Annotated in this window: 11 protein-coding genes and 1 pseudogene; 10 read left to right on the top strand and 2 right to left on the bottom strand. The window is 61.0% G+C overall.

What is annotated here, in order from left to right; genetic code table 11:
- Positions 1–218 (top strand): annotated as a pseudogene (locus C4334_RS12825) (Uma2 family endonuclease); the annotation flags it as partial.
- 185 nt (positions 219–403) lie between these two features.
- Here C4334_RS12825 and C4334_RS12820 read toward each other — a convergent pair.
- Positions 404–3,175: a DEAD/DEAH box helicase gene (locus C4334_RS12820; protein ID WP_352432483.1), complete on the bottom strand. Its 2,772-nt coding sequence runs from the start codon at positions 3,173–3,175 to the stop codon at positions 404–406.
- Between the two features lie 294 nt (positions 3,176–3,469).
- On the opposite strand from C4334_RS12820, the gene C4334_RS12815 reads away from it, so the two are divergent.
- From C4334_RS12815 to C4334_RS12795, 5 genes are all read left to right on the top strand, one after another.
- The gene (locus tag C4334_RS12815; protein ID WP_352432482.1) at positions 3,470–4,456 is read left to right on the top strand and encodes a hypothetical protein; all 987 of its coding nucleotides are present in this window, start codon (positions 3,470–3,472) and stop codon (positions 4,454–4,456) included.
- A 227-nt stretch (positions 4,457–4,683) separates the two neighbouring features.
- On the top strand, positions 4,684–7,437 hold the full coding sequence (gene secA / locus C4334_RS12810) for a preprotein translocase subunit SecA (RefSeq protein ID WP_352432481.1): 2,754 nt from the start codon (positions 4,684–4,686) through the stop codon (positions 7,435–7,437).
- A gap of 310 nt (positions 7,438–7,747) precedes the next feature.
- Complete coding sequence (locus C4334_RS12805; protein ID WP_352432480.1) at positions 7,748–7,993, top strand: PAS domain-containing protein; 246 nt, start codon at positions 7,748–7,750, stop codon at positions 7,991–7,993.
- 23 nt (positions 7,994–8,016) lie between these two features.
- Positions 8,017–8,250, top strand: a complete 234-nt coding sequence (locus tag C4334_RS12800; protein WP_352432479.1) for a PAS domain-containing protein — start codon at positions 8,017–8,019, stop codon at positions 8,248–8,250.
- A gap of 184 nt (positions 8,251–8,434) precedes the next feature.
- Complete coding sequence (locus C4334_RS12795; RefSeq protein WP_352432478.1) at positions 8,435–11,224, top strand: M16 family metallopeptidase; 2,790 nt, start codon at positions 8,435–8,437, stop codon at positions 11,222–11,224.
- Positions 11,225–11,348: 124 nt separating this feature from the next.
- Here C4334_RS12795 and C4334_RS12790 read toward each other — a convergent pair whose 3' ends face one another.
- Positions 11,349–12,362, bottom strand: a complete 1,014-nt coding sequence (locus C4334_RS12790; protein ID WP_352432477.1) for an isocitrate dehydrogenase (NAD(+)) — start codon at positions 12,360–12,362, stop codon at positions 11,349–11,351.
- A gap of 61 nt (positions 12,363–12,423) precedes the next feature.
- Here C4334_RS12790 and thiO point away from each other — a divergent pair, with 61 nt between their 5' ends.
- The 4 genes from thiO (at position 12,424) to C4334_RS12770 (ending at position 17,226) form a co-directional block, all read left to right on the top strand.
- Positions 12,424–13,566, top strand: a complete 1,143-nt coding sequence (gene thiO, locus C4334_RS12785; protein WP_352432476.1) for a glycine oxidase ThiO — start codon at positions 12,424–12,426, stop codon at positions 13,564–13,566.
- A gap of 1 nt (position 13,567) precedes the next feature.
- Complete coding sequence (locus C4334_RS12780; RefSeq protein ID WP_352432475.1) at positions 13,568–14,896, top strand: redoxin domain-containing protein; 1,329 nt, start codon at positions 13,568–13,570, stop codon at positions 14,894–14,896.
- A gap of 41 nt (positions 14,897–14,937) precedes the next feature.
- Positions 14,938–15,507, top strand: a complete 570-nt coding sequence (locus C4334_RS12775; protein ID WP_352432474.1) for a PepSY domain-containing protein — start codon at positions 14,938–14,940, stop codon at positions 15,505–15,507.
- 483 nt (positions 15,508–15,990) lie between these two features.
- The gene (locus tag C4334_RS12770; protein WP_352432473.1) at positions 15,991–17,226 is read left to right on the top strand and encodes a redoxin domain-containing protein; all 1,236 of its coding nucleotides are present in this window, start codon (positions 15,991–15,993) and stop codon (positions 17,224–17,226) included.
- The last annotated feature ends 159 nt before the right edge of the window (positions 17,227–17,385 follow it).

The following is a 17,385-nucleotide window of genomic DNA, read 5'->3' as shown; positions in this document are numbered from 1 at the left end:
TGGCCGAGCAAGAGATCGCACGCAAAATCGCCGACTATTTCGCCACCGGAACCAAGGTCGTGTGGGACGTCGATCTGTTGAGCGACGAGGTCGTGCGAGTCCATCGAGCGCACGATGTCGGCAACGTGACCGTCTATCGTCGCGGCGACACAGCCGAGGCCGAACCGGCTTTGCCCGGTTGGCGTATGCCGGTTGACGAGATGTTCCCGCAACGCTAGATCACGCAAGGCGAAAGCAAATCGAGCAACTGCTTCGAGCGACAACTGCCGCTCGCGATGAGACCTTTCTTGCGATGAGACCTTTCACGAATCCGCAGTTCAAACGCCGAGCAAAAGCTCTGCCTTCGCTCAGCTTGCGGCGAGAAAGAGTTCGCGAATCCGCAGTTCAAGTGCCGGGCGAGATGTCAAAGCAGCGCTTCCGAGCGCACGGGTTCGCGCAGAATTGCTTCGGCAGCCTTGGCAGCGCGCCGCGCGGCGGTCCCGTGTGCGCCGCGCAGCGCGGCGATCTGCATGAGAGATTCTCCGGTTCGCGAAAAGAGGCGGAAGAGGTCGCCCTCTTCAGCCTTGGTTTCGCGCACAAGGTCGCTCCATGCAACGCCTTGCGCCCAACGCGCCGCTGCTGCCGCAGCCGAAAAGTTTATCTCCGAAGATGGCTCTAGGTCCTCGCGCCATTCGACGCTTGCCACTTCGTAAGCGATCCGTTCGAACTCAGCGAGCGCTATAACCAACCGATCATCGAGCGGGAGTTCGCCGTAGTTGCGCTCTTCGTCGGCGGCAAGGGCAGCCATCACTCCAGCAACTAGCGGCACCTCGAGCCGCGCGAGCAGCCCGCGCTCCAAAGCTTCGCCAACCAACAGCGGGCGGTCGAGCCGAAGATCAGCCAACCAGCGTCCGCGCTCGGTGACGCGCTCGGCAGCGAGATCGAGATAGCCGAAGTGGGCCAGCACGCGCGCGCGTTGTTCGAAAGGATGCCACGTCTCAGCGCGCAGACTCTCGATGCGCCGTTCGAGCCGTTCGAGCGTTTCGGCCTCTTCGATTGATTCCCACAGCGCTTGCGCGCAAGGCTCGTTTGCTGGGCCGGTGAGGCGTTCGATCAAATCGTCGAAAATGGCCACGGCGTCTTCGATCTCCGCGCGCGCTTCTGCGGTGCGCGGCTCGTCCAAGACTGGGACCAGCCCGGCGCGCACTTCGGCGAAGGCCGTTTCGCGCGCCTTGTCGCGCAGCCCGTAGATGCGGCTGTAGACGCGGCGCACGCGCCCGAGGCCGAGCACGATGCGACGACCATCCTCGCGCACGCCGACCAGGTTCGTACCGCGCCTTTCGGTGACGAAGACCAGTGCGTCTTTGCCGCGTCCGACCTTCACGAGGCGTCCTGGGACGACCACCTCGTCGAGCCAAGCGATGTTTCGTTCGGCGCGCGTACGGGCGCGGTCTTCAATAAGATGCGCGCGCGCGCTGGCGAGGCGTTCAAGCGCGCGCGCGCGTTCGATGCCGACTTGACATCCGGCCGCCGCGAGCCGTTCGCTGAGCCGCGCTTCCACACGCCGACGCTCGCGTTCGAACGAAGCGATCCGCTCCGAAAGGTCGCGGTAGGCAAAACTGCGCTCGACGATCTCGCGCACTTGGGCGAAATTTCCATAGGCATCGAGCAGGTTGAGCAAGGTCGTGTAAGTCGCGCGGAACTGGCTCTCCAACGGATCAGGTGGCGCGCCGAGTAGATGGACGACGCGCTGCGGATTTTGGTGCGGTCCCGGAGCGGCGACAATGAAGCCGACTTTGTCTTTGCCGCGACGCCCAGCCCGCCCCGCCATCTGCTGAAACTCGGAGGCCGTCAGTGGACGCCATCCGTTGCCGGTGCGCATGTCAGTGCAAGTGAGGACCACGGTGCGCGCCGGAAAGTCTACGCCCGCGGCGACCGTCGCCGTGGCGAAGATCGCATCGAGCAACCCGGCACCCATCATCCGTTCCACAACGAGCTTCCATGCGGGCAGATGGCCGGCATGATGCGCGGCCACGCCGCCGCGCACCACCATCTCCCAATGTTTGTGGTGACGTATTTCGGGATGCGCGTCAGCGAACTCACGCAAAAAGGAGCGGCGAGCAGCCTTGCGCGCCCCATCCGCATTGCGGCGCAACGCCGCCGCTTCAGCAGCCGCTTCGTCGCACCGTCGGCGCGTCGGCAGAAAAATGATCGCCGGAAGAAGATCGTACTCGCTCAACGCATCGAGCAACTTGGCAGGCGGCATTTCTGGCAAGGACGCGTGCGTGCGTCGGCCCCATCCGGCCCAGCCATATTGGACGACGAAATCTTCCATGGCGCGCAGTATTTCGTTGTTGAAGCGTCCCGTTTCATCCACGAGCGGCGCGAGTTCGCCGTCCGGAAACAGAAAGGCCGCACGCAGCGGAACGGGACGCGCGCCTTGGCGCGCGACGATGCCACACCTCGTCGCGCGCACGCGCGCGATCCACTCAGCAACTTCCTCCGCATTGCCGATAGTCGCCGACAGCAACAAGAGGCGCACGCGCGGCGGCGTCAGGATGATCGCCTCTTCCCAAACGTGCCCGCGCTCTTCGTCCGAAAGGTAGTGTGCTTCGTCGAAGATGACCAAATCGGCGCGCACTTCGGCACCGCCGCGTAAAGCGTCGAAGAGCTGGTTGCGATAGACTTCCGTTGTCCCGACGATGACTGGCGCATCGGCATTTTCCCGTCGGTCACCCGTGAGGATACCGACCTGCTCAGCGCCGAAAGCGGCGGCGAACTCTTCGTACTTTGAGTTGGTCAACGCTTTGAGCGGGCTGGTGTACCATGCGCGCCGTCCCTTTGCGAGAAGGCGCCGGATCTCTTCGCGTGCGATCCACGTCTTGCCCGATCCGGTTGGGGCGGTGACGAGCAAGTCTTCGTGCTCGATCCGTTCGAGCGCTTCGAGTTGAAACGGATCGGGCTTGAACTCACTGGATTCCGGCGTGCCGATGCCTTCAAGCAGACGACGCACGGCGGGCGTGCGCGCCGCTTTGGCGCCGACTTTTTCTCTCCCGGTCGCGCGCGCCACTTTCGCCTCACTCTTCTCCTGTTTCTCCGCTTTGCGACGCGCTTGTGACTTTGCCGAAAGCGCACGCCGACCTTGCCCATGCTCTTTCGGTTTCCTCTGGCGACGACGATTGTGAGCGTCTGTCATGCGCCGAGGATTTTAACGCAAACGGACGGCGAAAGCTTCATGCCCGTCTCATAAAACGAGAATCCGGCGAAAATTCGAACTCTCCGCGGCCAAAACTTTTCGATCAGAACACAGCGTCAATCTTTCCGCGGCCAGAACTTTTCGATTAAAACAGAAGCTTCGGGGCGCACGTCGGCGCGCGCACCTGCCGTTTGGCGCGCGCACTGCGGTTCGGTTAGACTTTTTTTGCACAGGCGCGCGAACGTTTGCTTGCGCGCTGGCGTCTAAAGGGTCGTCGCCGTCTGGGGGAAGCAAATGGCCGAGCTTTTCGAAACCTTTTTGCGCAACCAAGGTCGCGCCGAACCCCTCTGGCGAAAGCGCATCGCCGTTTTAGCGCTCGGCTCGCTCTTGCTCCATGCGTCCTCATTGGCAGCGCTGTTCTATGTCCCAGCGGTGCGCGACGCGCTCAATATCGCTGCGCTTCTTGTCGGCACCGAGTACGTTGATGAACAGTACCGACGGATCAAGCTCGAACGGGCCACCGTCGTGCAGATTCTCAGTGAACGCTTTCAGTATCCGCCGGGCTACTTCGCTAAACCGGAGCCGCCTGCCACACGGGCGATGCCCGTAGCGCAACGCCCGCGTCCCAAACCGCGTCCAACTCCAACGCCGAGACCGGAACGCAACGCGCCCGATCCGCAACAGCTCGCCGACGCGGCGACCTCGCCGGAGAAGGCCGAACAGCTTCTCGATCAACAAGCGGCCGCTGCGCGGGTCAAGCGTCCGCCGCGCGTCAACAAGAGGCCCTTCGTTGACCTGCTGGCCAAAGCCAAAAGCATGGCGGACCGCGGCGAACTCAAACTTGACGGCACCATCTTGATGACCATCGAAGCCGACCGACGCGATGATGGAACGCTGGAGAACGTCCGCATCACCTCGGCGCAAACGACCAACCGCGCTCTGTACACGCTTGCCGAAGAGTTCGTCCAAGCCTTGAGCGCGAGCCGCGTCTTGGCCTTCCTCGAAGGAGCCAAGAGGTTGCGCATGACGCTCAAACTCGATCAACGCACGTTGAGCGTACGCGCGGCGACCGAGGTCGAATCCGCCGCGCGCGCGGCGGAAATGGCGCGCGGTTACAGCGGTCTGCTCATCGTCGAAAGGATTAGAAAGCGAGGAAGCGATGAGGCGGTCATCTGGAACAGCACCACCGTCTCCTCGCAAGGGAAACAGGTGTTAGTCAAGTTCGAAATGGCGCGCGACGTCGCCGGCCAGATCGTCGCCAAACAACTCCCCTCCGGTTAACGGGCAGCGCGTCGCTTGAAAACTCCGCGGCGACGAAGCGATCAAGCGGAAAGGCACCTGCCGTCTCGTCCCGGTGCGCTCAGCGGCCAAGCTTGATGGGTAACTGGCGGCTCTTTGACGGCATCAAACCTCAGTGTGTGAACGGGCGCTTGCCCGCTCTCGGGGCGCTCACTTACAATCACCTTTTGCGCTGGAAGCAGCGGATCTCCGAATAGGACGCCAAAGCAATGATCGACAAATTCCTGACGAAACTTTTCGGCACGCCCAATCAACGTTACCTCAAGAGCGTGCGCCCGATCGTCGAACGGATCAACGCGCTCGAACCCGAGGTGCAGAAGCTCTCCGACGAGCAGATGCGCGCCCGCACCGTGCAGTTCAAAGAGCGCGTGGCAAACGCCGTCGCCGAAGCGCGCGATCCAGAGGATCGCAAGCGGCGCGAACAAGCGATCTTGAACGAGCTGCTGCCGGAGGCTTTCGCGCTCGTCCGCGAAGCCTCGGTGCGCACCACGGGGATGCGCCACTTCGACGTCCAGCTTATCGGCGGCATCGTCCTTCACGAAGGCAAAATCGCCGAGATGAAGACGGGCGAAGGCAAGACGCTCGTCGCCACGCTCCCCGCCTACTTGAACGCGCTCACCGGACGCGGCGTCCATATCGTTACGGTCAACGATTACCTCGCCTCGCGCGATGCCGAATGGATGGGCAAGATCTACAAGCACTTGGGATTGACCGTCGGCTGCATCCAGAACGACATGGACGATTGGGAGCGCAAGGACGCTTACGCTGCCGACATCACCTACGGGACGAACAACGAATTCGGCTTCGATTACTTGCGCGACAACATGAAGTTTGATCTAGCGACCTGTGTCCAGCGCGGCCACTACTACGCCATCGTTGACGAGGTCGATTCGATTCTGATCGACGAAGCGCGCACGCCGCTCATCATCTCCGGCCCATCGGAAGAAGCGACCGACAAATACTACAAAGCCGATGCCATCATCCCGCACTTGAAGCGCGGCGAAAAGCTCGAAGATGGCCGGACCACGGGCGACTACATCGTCGATGAGAAACAACACACCGTCGTTTTGACCGAAGAGGGCATCGCCAAGGCCGAAAGGTTGCTCGGCGTCGGCAACCTTTACGATCCGTCGAACATGGAGATGCTGCACTGCGTCGAACAAGCCTTACGCGCACATACGCTCTACCGACGCGACCATCACTACGTCGTGCAAGACGGTCAAGTCATCATCGTTGACGAATTCACCGGGCGACTGATGCACGGGCGGCGTTGGTCCGATGGATTACATCAGGCGGTGGAAGCCAAAGAGGGCGTTAAGATCGAGCGCGAAAATCAGACGCTCGCCACCATCACGCTGCAAAACTACTTCCGCCTCTACGAAAAGCTCGCCGGGATGACCGGCACGGCGGAGACGGAAGCTGCCGAGTTCCAATCGACCTATAACTTGGATGTCGTCGTCATCCCGACGCACAGGCCGATGATCCGCGTCGATCATCCGGACGTCATCTATCGCACGCTTCCCGAAAAGTGGGACGCCGTGATCGAAGAGATCAAGGATTGCTACGAACGCGGCCAGCCCGTGCTCGTTGGCACCGTTTCGGTCGAAAACTCCGAACTGCTCTCGCGCCGCTTGCAACGGCTCGGCATCCCGCACAACGTCCTCAACGCTAAGCCTGAAAACGCTGCGCGCGAAGCCGAGATCGTCGCGCAGGCCGGACGCAAAGGCGCCGTTACGATTGCGACCAACATGGCCGGGCGCGGCACGGACATCCTCTTGGGCGGGAACCCGGAATTTTTGGCGCGCGAGTTTTTGAAGCGCGACGAGATCGATCCAGATGAAGCGACGCCCGAACAGTGGGAAGCGGCGCTCAAACGGGCCAAAGAGATCGTCGAGCAAGAGCACGAAGAGGTGGTCAAACTCGGCGGACTGTATATCGTCGGGACGGAACGGCATGAGGCACGGCGCATCGACAATCAGCTTCGCGGGCGTTCTGGCCGTCAAGGCGATCCTGGTTCATCGCGCTTCTTCCTCTCGCTCGAAGACGATCTGATGCGCATTTTCGCTGGCGACCGCGTGCGCTCCATCATGCAGAAGCTCGGCATGGAGAAAGGCGTCGCCATCGAATCGAAGATGGTCTCGAAGCGGATCGAAGCGGCGCAAAGGAGCGTCGAAACGCGCAACTTCGAGATCCGCAAGCACCTTCTCCAGTACGACGACGTAATGAACAAGCAGCGCGAGACCATCTACGGCCTGCGCCGCCAACTGATGGCCGAGCCTGACCATCGCGAGTACATTTTGGGGATCGCGCGCGATCTGCTTTCGGACTTGACCAAACAGTACCTCAATCCGGACGTCTCGCCCGATGAGTGGGACGTTGTCGATTACAAAGCGCAGTTGAAATCGATCTACGGCTTCGATGCCGATGCCGAAGGGATAGATTTCGAGCGGATGAACAGCCGCGAGATCGAAGAGGCCATCTGGGAAAAGCTCGAAGCTAAGTACGCCGAGAAGGAAGCGCAAGTCGGCCCCGAAGCGATGCGCACATACGAGCGCATCATCATGCTCAACATCATCGACGCGCAGTGGAAGGATCACCTGCTCGCCATCGACCATCTGAAGCAAGGCATCGGGCTGGTCGGCTACGGACAGAAAGATCCGCTGGTCGAGTACAAGAAAGAGAGTTTCGCGCTCTTCGAAGCGATGCTCGACCGCATCGACATGAACACCGTGCGCGCCCTTTTCAACCTGCAAGTGGTCTCCGAACAAGCGCCCGAAGCGCTGCAACGTCGACGCCTGAGCCGCCCAACGCGCATGACCTTCACCGGCCCCAATCAAGGGGCCGCGGCGGCTGGTGAAGAGGCCACCGTCAAGACCGTGCGACGCGAACAACCCAAGGTCGGGCGCAACGAACCCTGCCCATGCGGATCAGGCAAGAAGTACAAGAAGTGCTGCGGCGCTTGAGGCCAAAACAAGATCAAGCACGGTCCGCCGAAAATTGAAATCAGCCCGTTTCCTTGCGAGAACTAAACAACGAGCGTTCGAGTTCGATCGGGCGAGCATGGGCTGGCATGCTCGCCTTTGATCCACCCTGTGACCTCATAGCCCTTCCGTGTTTTACAGCTTAACTTAGGGCCGCTATAACGCTGCCCCAGCGGTCTCGCTTTCCCCCGATCGCTTCCGGGACCAGCGTTCGATCTTCCCCCAAAGGTTGAACTCTCGCCCCTTGAGATAAGGGCGACGTCCAGCTCTGCGCCCGCTGGCGGACAGGGAGATGAACGAAGAGGTTGACCAAAAGATCTTCGACGAGATTCCGGCAGGAATCATTCGGCTCGATGCGGAACGACGCATCGCTTACGTGAACCGAATCGGACGACGGGCCATCGGCGCGCCGCAGGATTGCACCGGACGCTTCTTCGGCGAGATCGCGCTTTCAGCTCTGGTCTCCCTGGTCAGATCGGCGCGCGAGCAGTTGTGCCCTATGGCGCGATCAAGCCCGACCGCCACGGTACGATTCTAAGCTACAACGCGAGCGAGGCGCGCTTGAGCGGACGCGCGCCCGAATCGGTCATCGGGCGCAATTTTTTCACCGAAGTCGCGCCCTGCACCCAAGTGCGCGAGTTCTACGACCGCTTCCTTGAACTGGTGCAGTATCGCGCCGTCAATCGCGATTTCGATTTCGTCTTTACCTTCGATCCACCGCTCAAAGTGCACATTACGCTTCTCTACGAACGAAACGAGGAAGCTGTGTGGGTGCTCGTCGACCGCGCCCAATGAGCGTGCCTTCGGCGAATACGACCGCTCCCTTTGATTTTCGCTCAAGGGCGAACTTTTCGCAATCGCGTAGAAGCTCTGCAAAAGGCGCCCTTTCGGGCGAAGCCTCGCTTTGGCCGCTTCCGCTTCTTCGGCCTGAACGGCTATGATGGATCCTGAGAATCTTTCAGAATGGGGAGAGGGAAAGTTGCCGGAGAAGACGCAAACCATTGATTTCGAGTTCATCGCTCAAGAAGGCGGCATCGAAGAGCACCGTTTGTGGAACGGAATGAAAGTCCTCCTTGTCGAAAATCGGGTCGCGCCGGTGGCGACATTTTTGGTCCTCTACCGGGTCGGCTCGCGCAACGAAGCGGTCGGGCACACGGGCGCAACCCATCTCCTCGAACATATGCTCTTCAAGGGGACGCCGACCTTCAACAAGGAGCGCGGGACGCAGATCGCCGCCGTGCTCCAACGCATCGGAGCCGATTTCAACGCGACGACGTGGCTTGATCGAACCAACTACTTCGAAACTGTCCCATCGGACCAGTTGGAACTAGTCGTCCATCTTGAAGCCGACCGGATGCGCAATTCCCTCATCTGCGATGAGGATCGTCAATCGGAGATGACCGTCGTTCGCAACGAACTCGACCGCGGCCAGAACGAGCCTTCCATCGTGCTCGACGAAGCCGTCTACGCTGCGGCGTTCCGCGAACATCCATACCACCATCCGACCATCGGCTGGCGCTCCGACGTCGAACACGTGCCGACCTCGCGCCTGAAAGCCTTCTACGACACGTTCTATCACCCGAACAACGCGACGGCGATTCTGGTCGGCGATTTCGATCGCGCGGCGGCGCTCTCGCTCATCGCGAAATATTTCGGCCAGCACCCGCCCTCGCGCGATCCCATCCCGGAAGTTTATACGGAGGAGCCGCCGCAAGAGGGCGAACGGCGCGTCACGGTCCGTCGGGCCGGTGAAGTCGCACTCGTGCAGATCGCCTTTCATACGCCAGCGGCGCTGGGTCAGATGGGCGTGCTCTCAAACGATCAGCTGGCCAAGCGCGCAGCTGATCCGCCGGAGGAGAACGACATCTATCCGCTCGCTGTCCTCGCGACGGCGCTCTCGCAAGGCGTCACGAGCCGGTTTTACCAAGCTTTGATCGAAACGGAGTTGGCCATCAGAGTTCACGCCAGCGTGGACCAGTTCCGCGATCCCGGACTCTTCAACGTTTATGCCACCGTCAAGCCCGGCGTCGATCCGCGCGCGGTCGAGGAGACCATTTTGCGCGAACTGGACCGGATCGCCCGAGAAGGGCTGAAAGATGAAGAGATCGAAAGAGCCAAGCGCCAGATACTGACGCACATCGCTTTCGACCGCGACGGGACGTTCGGCATCGCGCTTCAGGTCTCCGAAGCCGAAGCCGTGGCCGATTGGCGTTTCTACCTCAACTACCCGAAGAACATCGAGCGCGTTACGGCTGACGCCATCCGGCGCGCCGCTGGACGCTACTTCGCCGAAGATAATCGCACCGTCGGGATCTTCATCCCCAAAGAGAAAGGCGCCAGCGCTCAACAGATCGCTGCGCACACGCCCATCTCGCTGATTTCGTGGGCCGGAAGCTCAATGCGCGGCCCATGCCGTTACGATGGCGCGCAGCTGCCGCGATCGGTCCGCCCCGACGGTTCAGAGCGCGTCGCGCGGGTATCGGAAGCGCGTTTCGCCGCACGTGTCGCGCGCGATCAGATGCCCAACGGAGCCGTTTCGCTCGTTCTTGAAAACCACGCCGCGCCGGTCTTCTCTTTGGTCGGCAGCCTGCGCGCCGGATCCTACTTCGAGCCACGCGAGCGCCCTGGATTAGCGCGTTTGACCGCCGAGATGCTCGAACGTGGAACGCGCCGACGGACGAAACTGGAGATCGCCGCTGAGCTTGAAGGCGTCGGCGCGCAGCTTGATTTCTCCGCCGGACGTTTCACGACCAATATCGAGGCGCGGGCGCTGGCGCGCGATCTTCCGCTCGTGATCGGCGCGCTCGCCGAAGAATTGCGCGAGCCGTCCTTCCCCGAAGACGAACTCGAAAAACTCAAACAACAGACCATCGCACAGATACAAGAAAGGCAAGCGAACACGCGCTACCGCGCATTCGAGCGGTTCACGCAACTGATCTACCCGCGCGAACATCCTTTCTACATCCCATCTGGCGAAGAGCAGATCGCGAGCATCGCTTCGATCACCGTTGAAGAGGTGCACCGCTTCTACGAGACGCAATACGGCGGTCGCTCCTTGATCTTGGTGATCAGCGGCGATGTCGAAACGACCAACGCGCAAAGCCTTATCCGTCACTCTTTCGCTGATTTTGCCGGTCCAGCGAGCACCTCGATTGAGGTCGTTGAACCCAAGCCGCTCGCAAGCGCGATGCGCCAGGTGGTCCGCGTACCCGACAAGGCGAACATCGACGTCGTGATGGGCAAACACGCCCCTTTGCGGCGCACTTCGCCCGATTATCACGCCGCATTGCTCGCCAACAATGCGCTCGGCCAATCGACGCTCTCATCTCGTCTGGGGCTGCAAGTGCGTGACCGCGAAGGATTGACCTACGGGATCGGCTCGCGTTTCTACTCTCCGGGTTTGGTCGCCGGCCCTTGGTACATCAGCCTGTCGGTCAGCCCCGAAAATTTGGAACGTGCCATCTCGTCAACGCTCGGCGTCCTGCGCGACTACTTCGAGCATGGCCTCAAGCCGGAAGAGCTGGCCGATGAAAAATCTTCGGCCAGCGGCTCATTCAAGGTCTCGCTCTCGACCAACTCCGGCTTGGCGGAAGCCATCTGGGAAGCCGAGTTTTACGGTTTGGGGCTCGACTACCTGGACCAGTACGACCAACTCATCCGCGCCGTCACGCTCGATGAAGCGAACGCGGCCATTCGCCGTTACTTCGGCTGGGAAGATATGGCCATCGTGCTGGCCGGAGATTTGGAGGACAGGGAAGCGAAAGAGTGACTTCGCTCGAAGTCGGGCGCGCTCTTTGCGCGGCGCAATCCGCGCAAACCTGAAGCATTTTGTTTGTGCGACTTCGCTTGGAGTCGAGTGCGCTCTCTTTGCGCAAGACCACTCGGCGCGGCGGTCAGCTTCGCTCCCGGTTCAGCTTCGCGATGATCGCGTCAGCGAATTCCGCCGTGCTCGCCGTGCCGCCGATGTCGCGCGTGCGCACCTTGCCTTCGCGCAAAACGTCGAAAAGCGCCTTCTGGATTCGATCAGCAGCTTCCCGCTCGTTGATGTAACGCAACATCAAGACGCCTGATTGCAAGAGCGCCGTCGGATTAGCTATGCCGCGCCCGGCGATGTCCGGCGCCGAACCGTGCACGGCCTCGAAGACGGCCCCTTGCTCGCCGATGTTGGCGCCCGGAACGATGCCGAGTCCGCCGACCAATCCGGCGGCCAAATCCGAGATGATGTCACCGTAGAGGTTTTCAAGCAGCAGGACGTCGAACTGTTCGGGGCGCATCACGAGCTGCATGCAAGCGTTGTCAACGATCCTATCGTCGGACTCGATTTCCGGATATTCGGCAGCGACGCGATGAAAGCAGTCGAGGAACAGTCCATCGGAAAGCTTCATGATGTTCGCCTTGTGAACGGCGGTGACTTTGCGTCGCCCCTCGCGCCGCGCGTACTCGAAGGCAAAACGCGCGATGCGCAAAGAGGCCCGCTCCGTGATGATCTTCAAACTCTCGACCACGCCCGGAACGACGACGTGCTCCAGTCCGGAGTAAAGGTCTTCGGTGTTTTCGCGCACGACGACGAGATCCACATCCGAATAACGGCTCGGAACGTTCGGCAGCGATTTGACCGGACGCAGATTGGCGTAAAGATCGAGCGCTTTGCGAAGGCCGACGTTGACCGAAGTGAAACCCTTGCCGACCGGCGTCGTGATCGGCCCTTTGAGCGCGACGCGGTTGCGTTTGATCGATTCGAGCAGCTCCTTGGGCAAAGTATCGCCGAATTTGGCCAACGCCTGTGCCCCCGCGTAATGCGTCTCCCATTCGATTTCGACTCCAGCAGCTTCGATGATGCGCACCACGGCGGAAGTGACTTCGGGACCGATGCCGTCGCCGGGGATGAGTGTGATAGTATGTTTCATAAGTTGATCGAATGACCGTAAGCTTCAACTGCGGTTGCATCATATCAACAAGTGTTTCGCGATGAAAGACGCGCTTGCAACGGGATCGAGCTTCGACGCGGCCATCATCGGTGGCGGCGTCGTCGGCTTGACCATCGCCCGCGAACTGGCACAGCGCCGCATCAGCGTCGTCTTGCTCGAACGCGGCAAGCTCGGCCGGGAAGCGTCGTGGGCTGCCGCCGGCATGCTCGCGCCGCAAGCCGAAGCCGATCGAATGGATGACTTCTTCCGCTTGGCCGCTGCCAGCCGCGATCTTTATCCGCAGTTCGCGCAAGCGCTACGTGAAGAGACCGGCATCGACGTGGAACTGGACCAGACGGGCACGCTCTACCTCGCCTTCGACGAACGAGAGGCTGAAGAACTCGAAAGCCGCTTCCAATGGCAACAGCAAGCCGGCTTGTCGGCGGAGAAGTTGACGGCTGCCGAGGCCCGTTCGCTCGAACCGCAGCTTTCCGCCGACGTCCGCATGGCGCTCCGTTTCCCACGCGATTGGCAAGTCGAAAACCGAAGGCTGATCGCGGCGCTCGCTCGTTCGGCACACAAGCTGGGAGCCGCCTTGCTCCAAGGCGTGGAAGCCCGTGCGGTCGTGATCCGAGATGACCGGGTGCAAGCTGTAGAGACGACACAAGGTTGCGTTCACGTTCGCTTCGTCGTTCTCGCCAGCGGCGCGTGGACGAACTTTCTGGAGCTGGGCCGACCGCAGAGCGTGCGCGTCGAACCGGTGCGCGGCCAAATGATCTGTCTCGAAGCAAGCCTGCCCATCGTCAGTCACGTCGTTTACAGTCGGCGCGGTTACATCGTGCCGCGCCGCGACGGGCGCGTGCTCGCTGGTTCGACCGTGGAACGAGTCGGCTTCGATAAAACCGTCACTGCGCGCGGACTGTGCGAGATCGCGCGCCATGCGTTGGAGATCTCGCCCGAAATCGGTAACCTTTCGGTGACGGAGACGTGGGCCGGACTTCGCCCTCATGCACCGGGCAATCGGCCGATCATCGGACCGGACGCACGGGTTCAAGGACTCCTTTACGCGACGGGCCACTACCGCAATGGCATCTTGCTTGCGCCGATCACCGCAAAGATCATCGGCGCATTGATCGGCCAAGAGGAGCCTTCGCCGCTCGCCGGAGCCTTCGCTCCACGCGATCTTTCCGTTGATGGGGGATAGAATGGTTCGCCAAGCATCGCTGATCCTCTTGCTCATCGCGAGCGTGGCCTTCAAGGCGCTGCCGCAAACTCCAACGCCGTCGGCGCGTGAGATGTACGAAGAGGCGGCCAACTACGCGACGCGCCGCTTTCAAGAGTTCGACCGAAAGAAACTCGGCTTTGATCGTCAGTTGTACGAAAAGACCCTGCAGGAGCAACAGGAGTTGGCGCGCAAGCGCGCCGCCCAACTGAGCATGCGCGCCGACCTGCGCGGCGAAGACCTATACTACCTCGGTCTGCTCTTCGATCTCGGCGGGCAGCCCGAAGGAGCGCTCGATGCGCTGCGCCGTTTCCTGCGCGAAGCGATGGCAGCATCAAACGAACAGAAGCAGATGGCACGCGCCATCATCGCCGTTCACGCCGCGCAGCGCGGACAGATCGAGGAAGCGAAAGAGATGCTGACCGAATATCGCAACCACGAGCCGCGCAAAGCGCCAGAACTCCTCGCACTCGAAAGGACGCTCGCCGCCGCCTGCTACAAAGCGAAAAGGAACGATTGCGCACTACAACACGCTCGCGCGGCCTTTGAACTCGTCAAGCAACATCACACCGAATTCGATCCGGATCAACGCGCTCATCTGCTGCTCGCCACAGCCGATGATCTGACGATGATCCATGCGTTGACCGATAAAAGAGAGGAAGTGCTCGCCGTTTGGCGCGAGCTGCAACGACTCGGGTTGACGCTGCCCTCAGCCGATCTATTCCGCCAAGCAACGCGCCGCTTGAAGAGCTACGATGACCGAGCGACCGAGGACCTTTCCGATCCGGAGAAAGCGAGCGCGCCGACGAGCAACGCACCGCCTGCCCCCGAGATCACCGCCGCCGAATGGCTCGGCACTCAACCGGTCAAACTCGCCGATCTTCGCGGGCGCGTCGTGTTGCTCGATTTTTGGGCTTATTGGTGCGAGCCTTGTTTGAGCAGCTTCCCCAAGCTGCGCGAGCTTCATCGCAAATATAGCGCGCGGGGACTGACCATCATCGGCGTGACGCAGTATTACGGGCAGGAGCGTGGAATACCGATGACCCCCAAGGAGGAGCTGAAGTTTCTCCGCGCTTTCAAAAAACAGTTCGATTTGCCTTACGGCATCGCCATCGAAACAAACGATGAGACCTCTTCGCGTTACGGCGTGAGGTCGCTTCCAACCTCGGTGCTGATCGACCGTCGCGGCGTCGTTCGTTTCATCTCGGTCGGCATCAGCGAAGCGGAAATGGAGAGATTGACTCGCTGGGTGGAGAAGTTGCTCGCGGAACCAGCCACCGAAGGGATGCGTCAAGCCGAGGCGCGCCCGTAACGTTGGACGCTCTCTCGACGGAAGAAGCACGACGCCGCGCGATGCTCTCCCCAAAACATCGCGCGCCGAACCTTCCGCAGGCGAGCTTGCAACATCAACCGATGATCTTCTGCCGCGCTTTCATGACGAAGATGCGTAGTTTCGTTTACCGTCTACACACGTGGCTTGGTGTGATCGTTGCCCTCCCCATCCTCGCTTGGGCCTCGAGCGGTCTGCTCTATGCGCTGCCGAGCGTCGTCGAAGGCGGACGGGCGCTGCCCATTGATGCCACACGCGTTCGCATCACGCCGCCCGAAGCGCTCGAACGGGCGAATCTATTCGCGGGCAGACAGCTTCCGATCACCGCGTTGACGCTGCTCGTGCGCGACGGCCGCCCAACTTACCAAGCCATCGGCGGCATGGGAGCCGATTCGCTCTTGATAGACGCCGAAACGGGTGAAGTGCGCCGGACGCCGCCGCCCGGCCCGCTAACGCGCTACTTCCGCCAAGCCCATTTCCTCTTTTTCGCCGGCAAATGGCAGGTGCCGCTGCTCGTCTCGCTCTCTTTTCTCGCCTGCCTCTCGGCTTTGACTGGGATCTACTTGAACCTCTCGCTCTGGCGGCGACGCTGAAACGACGCGCAGCCGCAGTTGATGCGCGCCGTTGTCGCCCCGTACGCACGATTCGACTCCGGCGCCGCACACAGCCGATCCGAGAGTTATCGAGAACCATCAAGCGCAAAAACAGACGGTGGTCCCGTGCGCGAGCGAAAAGATCGAACGCTCTTAGCGAGCTGAGCACAACGTAGACGCTCACGCGCTCGCCCCATCAGCACGAGATCACATATTCATAGCGAGCGGCAAGCTTTTCTTGCAAACACAGCGCGATCGGAGATAAAAAACGAGGCAGAGGAGAAAACTTTTCCGAAACAGCGCGAACCGTCTGCTCGACGTGAAAGGCGCCGTTTGGCGCGTAGCCGGAAGAGAAAACTTTTCCGAGACAACGCGAACAGCGCCTGACAGCATCGAGTTCAAGTTCCATTGTGTTGTCCCGAGACCGAAAGCGGCCTAGCCTCCCGTGCAGCCGCGTCCGTTTTGCTGTAAGCTAGAGAACCAATGGAGAGCAATCAGATCAGCGCGACCATCGCCTTTCTCGCCGGAGTAGCCTCATTTCTTTCGCCGTGCGTGTTGCCGCTCGTCCCAGGCTATATCTCCTTGATCTCTGGGGTGAGCATTGACCGACTGAAGAGCGACGAAGGCGCCTCAGCCCGACGCGCCGTGATCGTCAACTCGCTCGCCTTCAACGCCGGCCTGTCGATGATCTTTCTCGCCCTCGGGGCCGCCGCCGGGTGGATCGGGTCGGCGATTCTCGCCAACCCGTGGGTGCGAATCGCAGGCGGACTGATCATTATCCTCTTCGGTTTGCACCTGATGGGGTTGCTTAGAATCGGCGCGCTCTATCGCGACACGCGCTTTTTGTCGAACGACAAACCACGCGGGATGCTCGGTTCGTTCACGCTCGGTTTGGCCTTCGCTGCCGGTTGGACGCCGTGCATCGGACCGATCCTCGGCGGGATTCTTGGATTGGCGGCGACCACAGGGGATTGGCAATCGGGATTGAAGCTCTCGGCCTTCTACGCCGCTGGGCTGGCCGTCCCCTTTCTGCTGACGGGACTCGGCATCAATCAGTTCCTGAGTTTCTACGGGCGCTTCCGCAAACACCTACACAAGGTTGAAGTGGTCTCCGGCATCATCCTGGTGCTCATCGGCGCGCTGATCGCTTCGGGCTATGCGACGCGGCTTGCAAGCTCAAGCTTGGCGCGCGTGATGCCCAACCTCGAAGCGTGGGTTGAAAAGCTCGCGCGCCGCTCGCCGAAAGCGGCGCCCGGCATAGAGCGCGCGACTGCGCTGAGCGACGAACGGGCGATGCTTGCCCCCGATGTGGAGCTGTACACGCTCGACGGGCGTCCGGCTCGTTTGAGCGACTACCGCGGACGCGTCGTGCTGCTCAATTTCTGGGCCACATGGTGCTTGCCGTGCCGCGACGAAATCCCCGAGTTGAATCAGATGCAACGCGATCTCGAAGCTCAAGGACTGACGATCATCGGAGTCGCTTGGGACGACACGGCTGCAGGAATCAAGCAGTTCCAACGCGACATCCCGCAAAACTACACTGTGCTTTTGGGCGGCGAAAACGTCCAACAAGATTTCGGCGGCGTGCCGAGTTTGCCGATGACCTTCATCATCGACCGCCAAGGGCGCATCCGACAGAAGATCATCGGCGCGCGCAAACGCGATGGATTCGAGGCGGCCATCAAACCGTTGCTCGAGATGGAAACGGCGGGAAGTTGAGCGAGATCATCCGGCGCAATGGCTCGGCTTCAGTCCGAAAGAATTAAGTGGAGAGGCGGCCATCGCACGCCGAACTCGCGGAAGACCATTTGGCCAGCAGAATCGATCATCGCTGGGCGAGGACGGAGTGACGTCCTCCCCTCAATAAATTGAGGGGCA

Source organism: Pyrinomonas sp., assembly GCF_040289685.1.
GTDB lineage: Bacteria > Acidobacteriota > Blastocatellia > Pyrinomonadales > Pyrinomonadaceae > Pyrinomonas.
The sequence above is the reverse complement of the archived record's forward strand: the minus strand, read 5'-3'. Positions and strand labels throughout refer to the sequence as shown.

Coding starts and splice junctions, on each gene's coding strand:
- C4334_RS12770 (WP_352432473.1), top strand. CDS start 15,991: ATGGAGAGCAATCAGATCAGCGCGACCATCGCCTTTCTCGCCGGAGTA.
- C4334_RS12820 (WP_352432483.1), bottom strand. CDS start 3,175: ATGACAGACGCTCACAATCGTCGTCGCCAGAGGAAACCGAAAGAGCAT.
- C4334_RS12775 (WP_352432474.1), top strand. CDS start 14,938: ATGCTCTCCCCAAAACATCGCGCGCCGAACCTTCCGCAGGCGAGCTTG.
- C4334_RS12790 (WP_352432477.1), bottom strand. CDS start 12,362: ATGAAACATACTATCACACTCATCCCCGGCGACGGCATCGGTCCCGAA.
- C4334_RS12815 (WP_352432482.1), top strand. CDS start 3,470: ATGGCCGAGCTTTTCGAAACCTTTTTGCGCAACCAAGGTCGCGCCGAA.
- C4334_RS12780 (WP_352432475.1), top strand. CDS start 13,568: ATGGTTCGCCAAGCATCGCTGATCCTCTTGCTCATCGCGAGCGTGGCC.
- thiO (WP_352432476.1), top strand. CDS start 12,424: ATGAAAGACGCGCTTGCAACGGGATCGAGCTTCGACGCGGCCATCATC.
- C4334_RS12805 (WP_352432480.1), top strand. CDS start 7,748: ATGAACGAAGAGGTTGACCAAAAGATCTTCGACGAGATTCCGGCAGGA.
- secA (WP_352432481.1), top strand. CDS start 4,684: ATGATCGACAAATTCCTGACGAAACTTTTCGGCACGCCCAATCAACGT.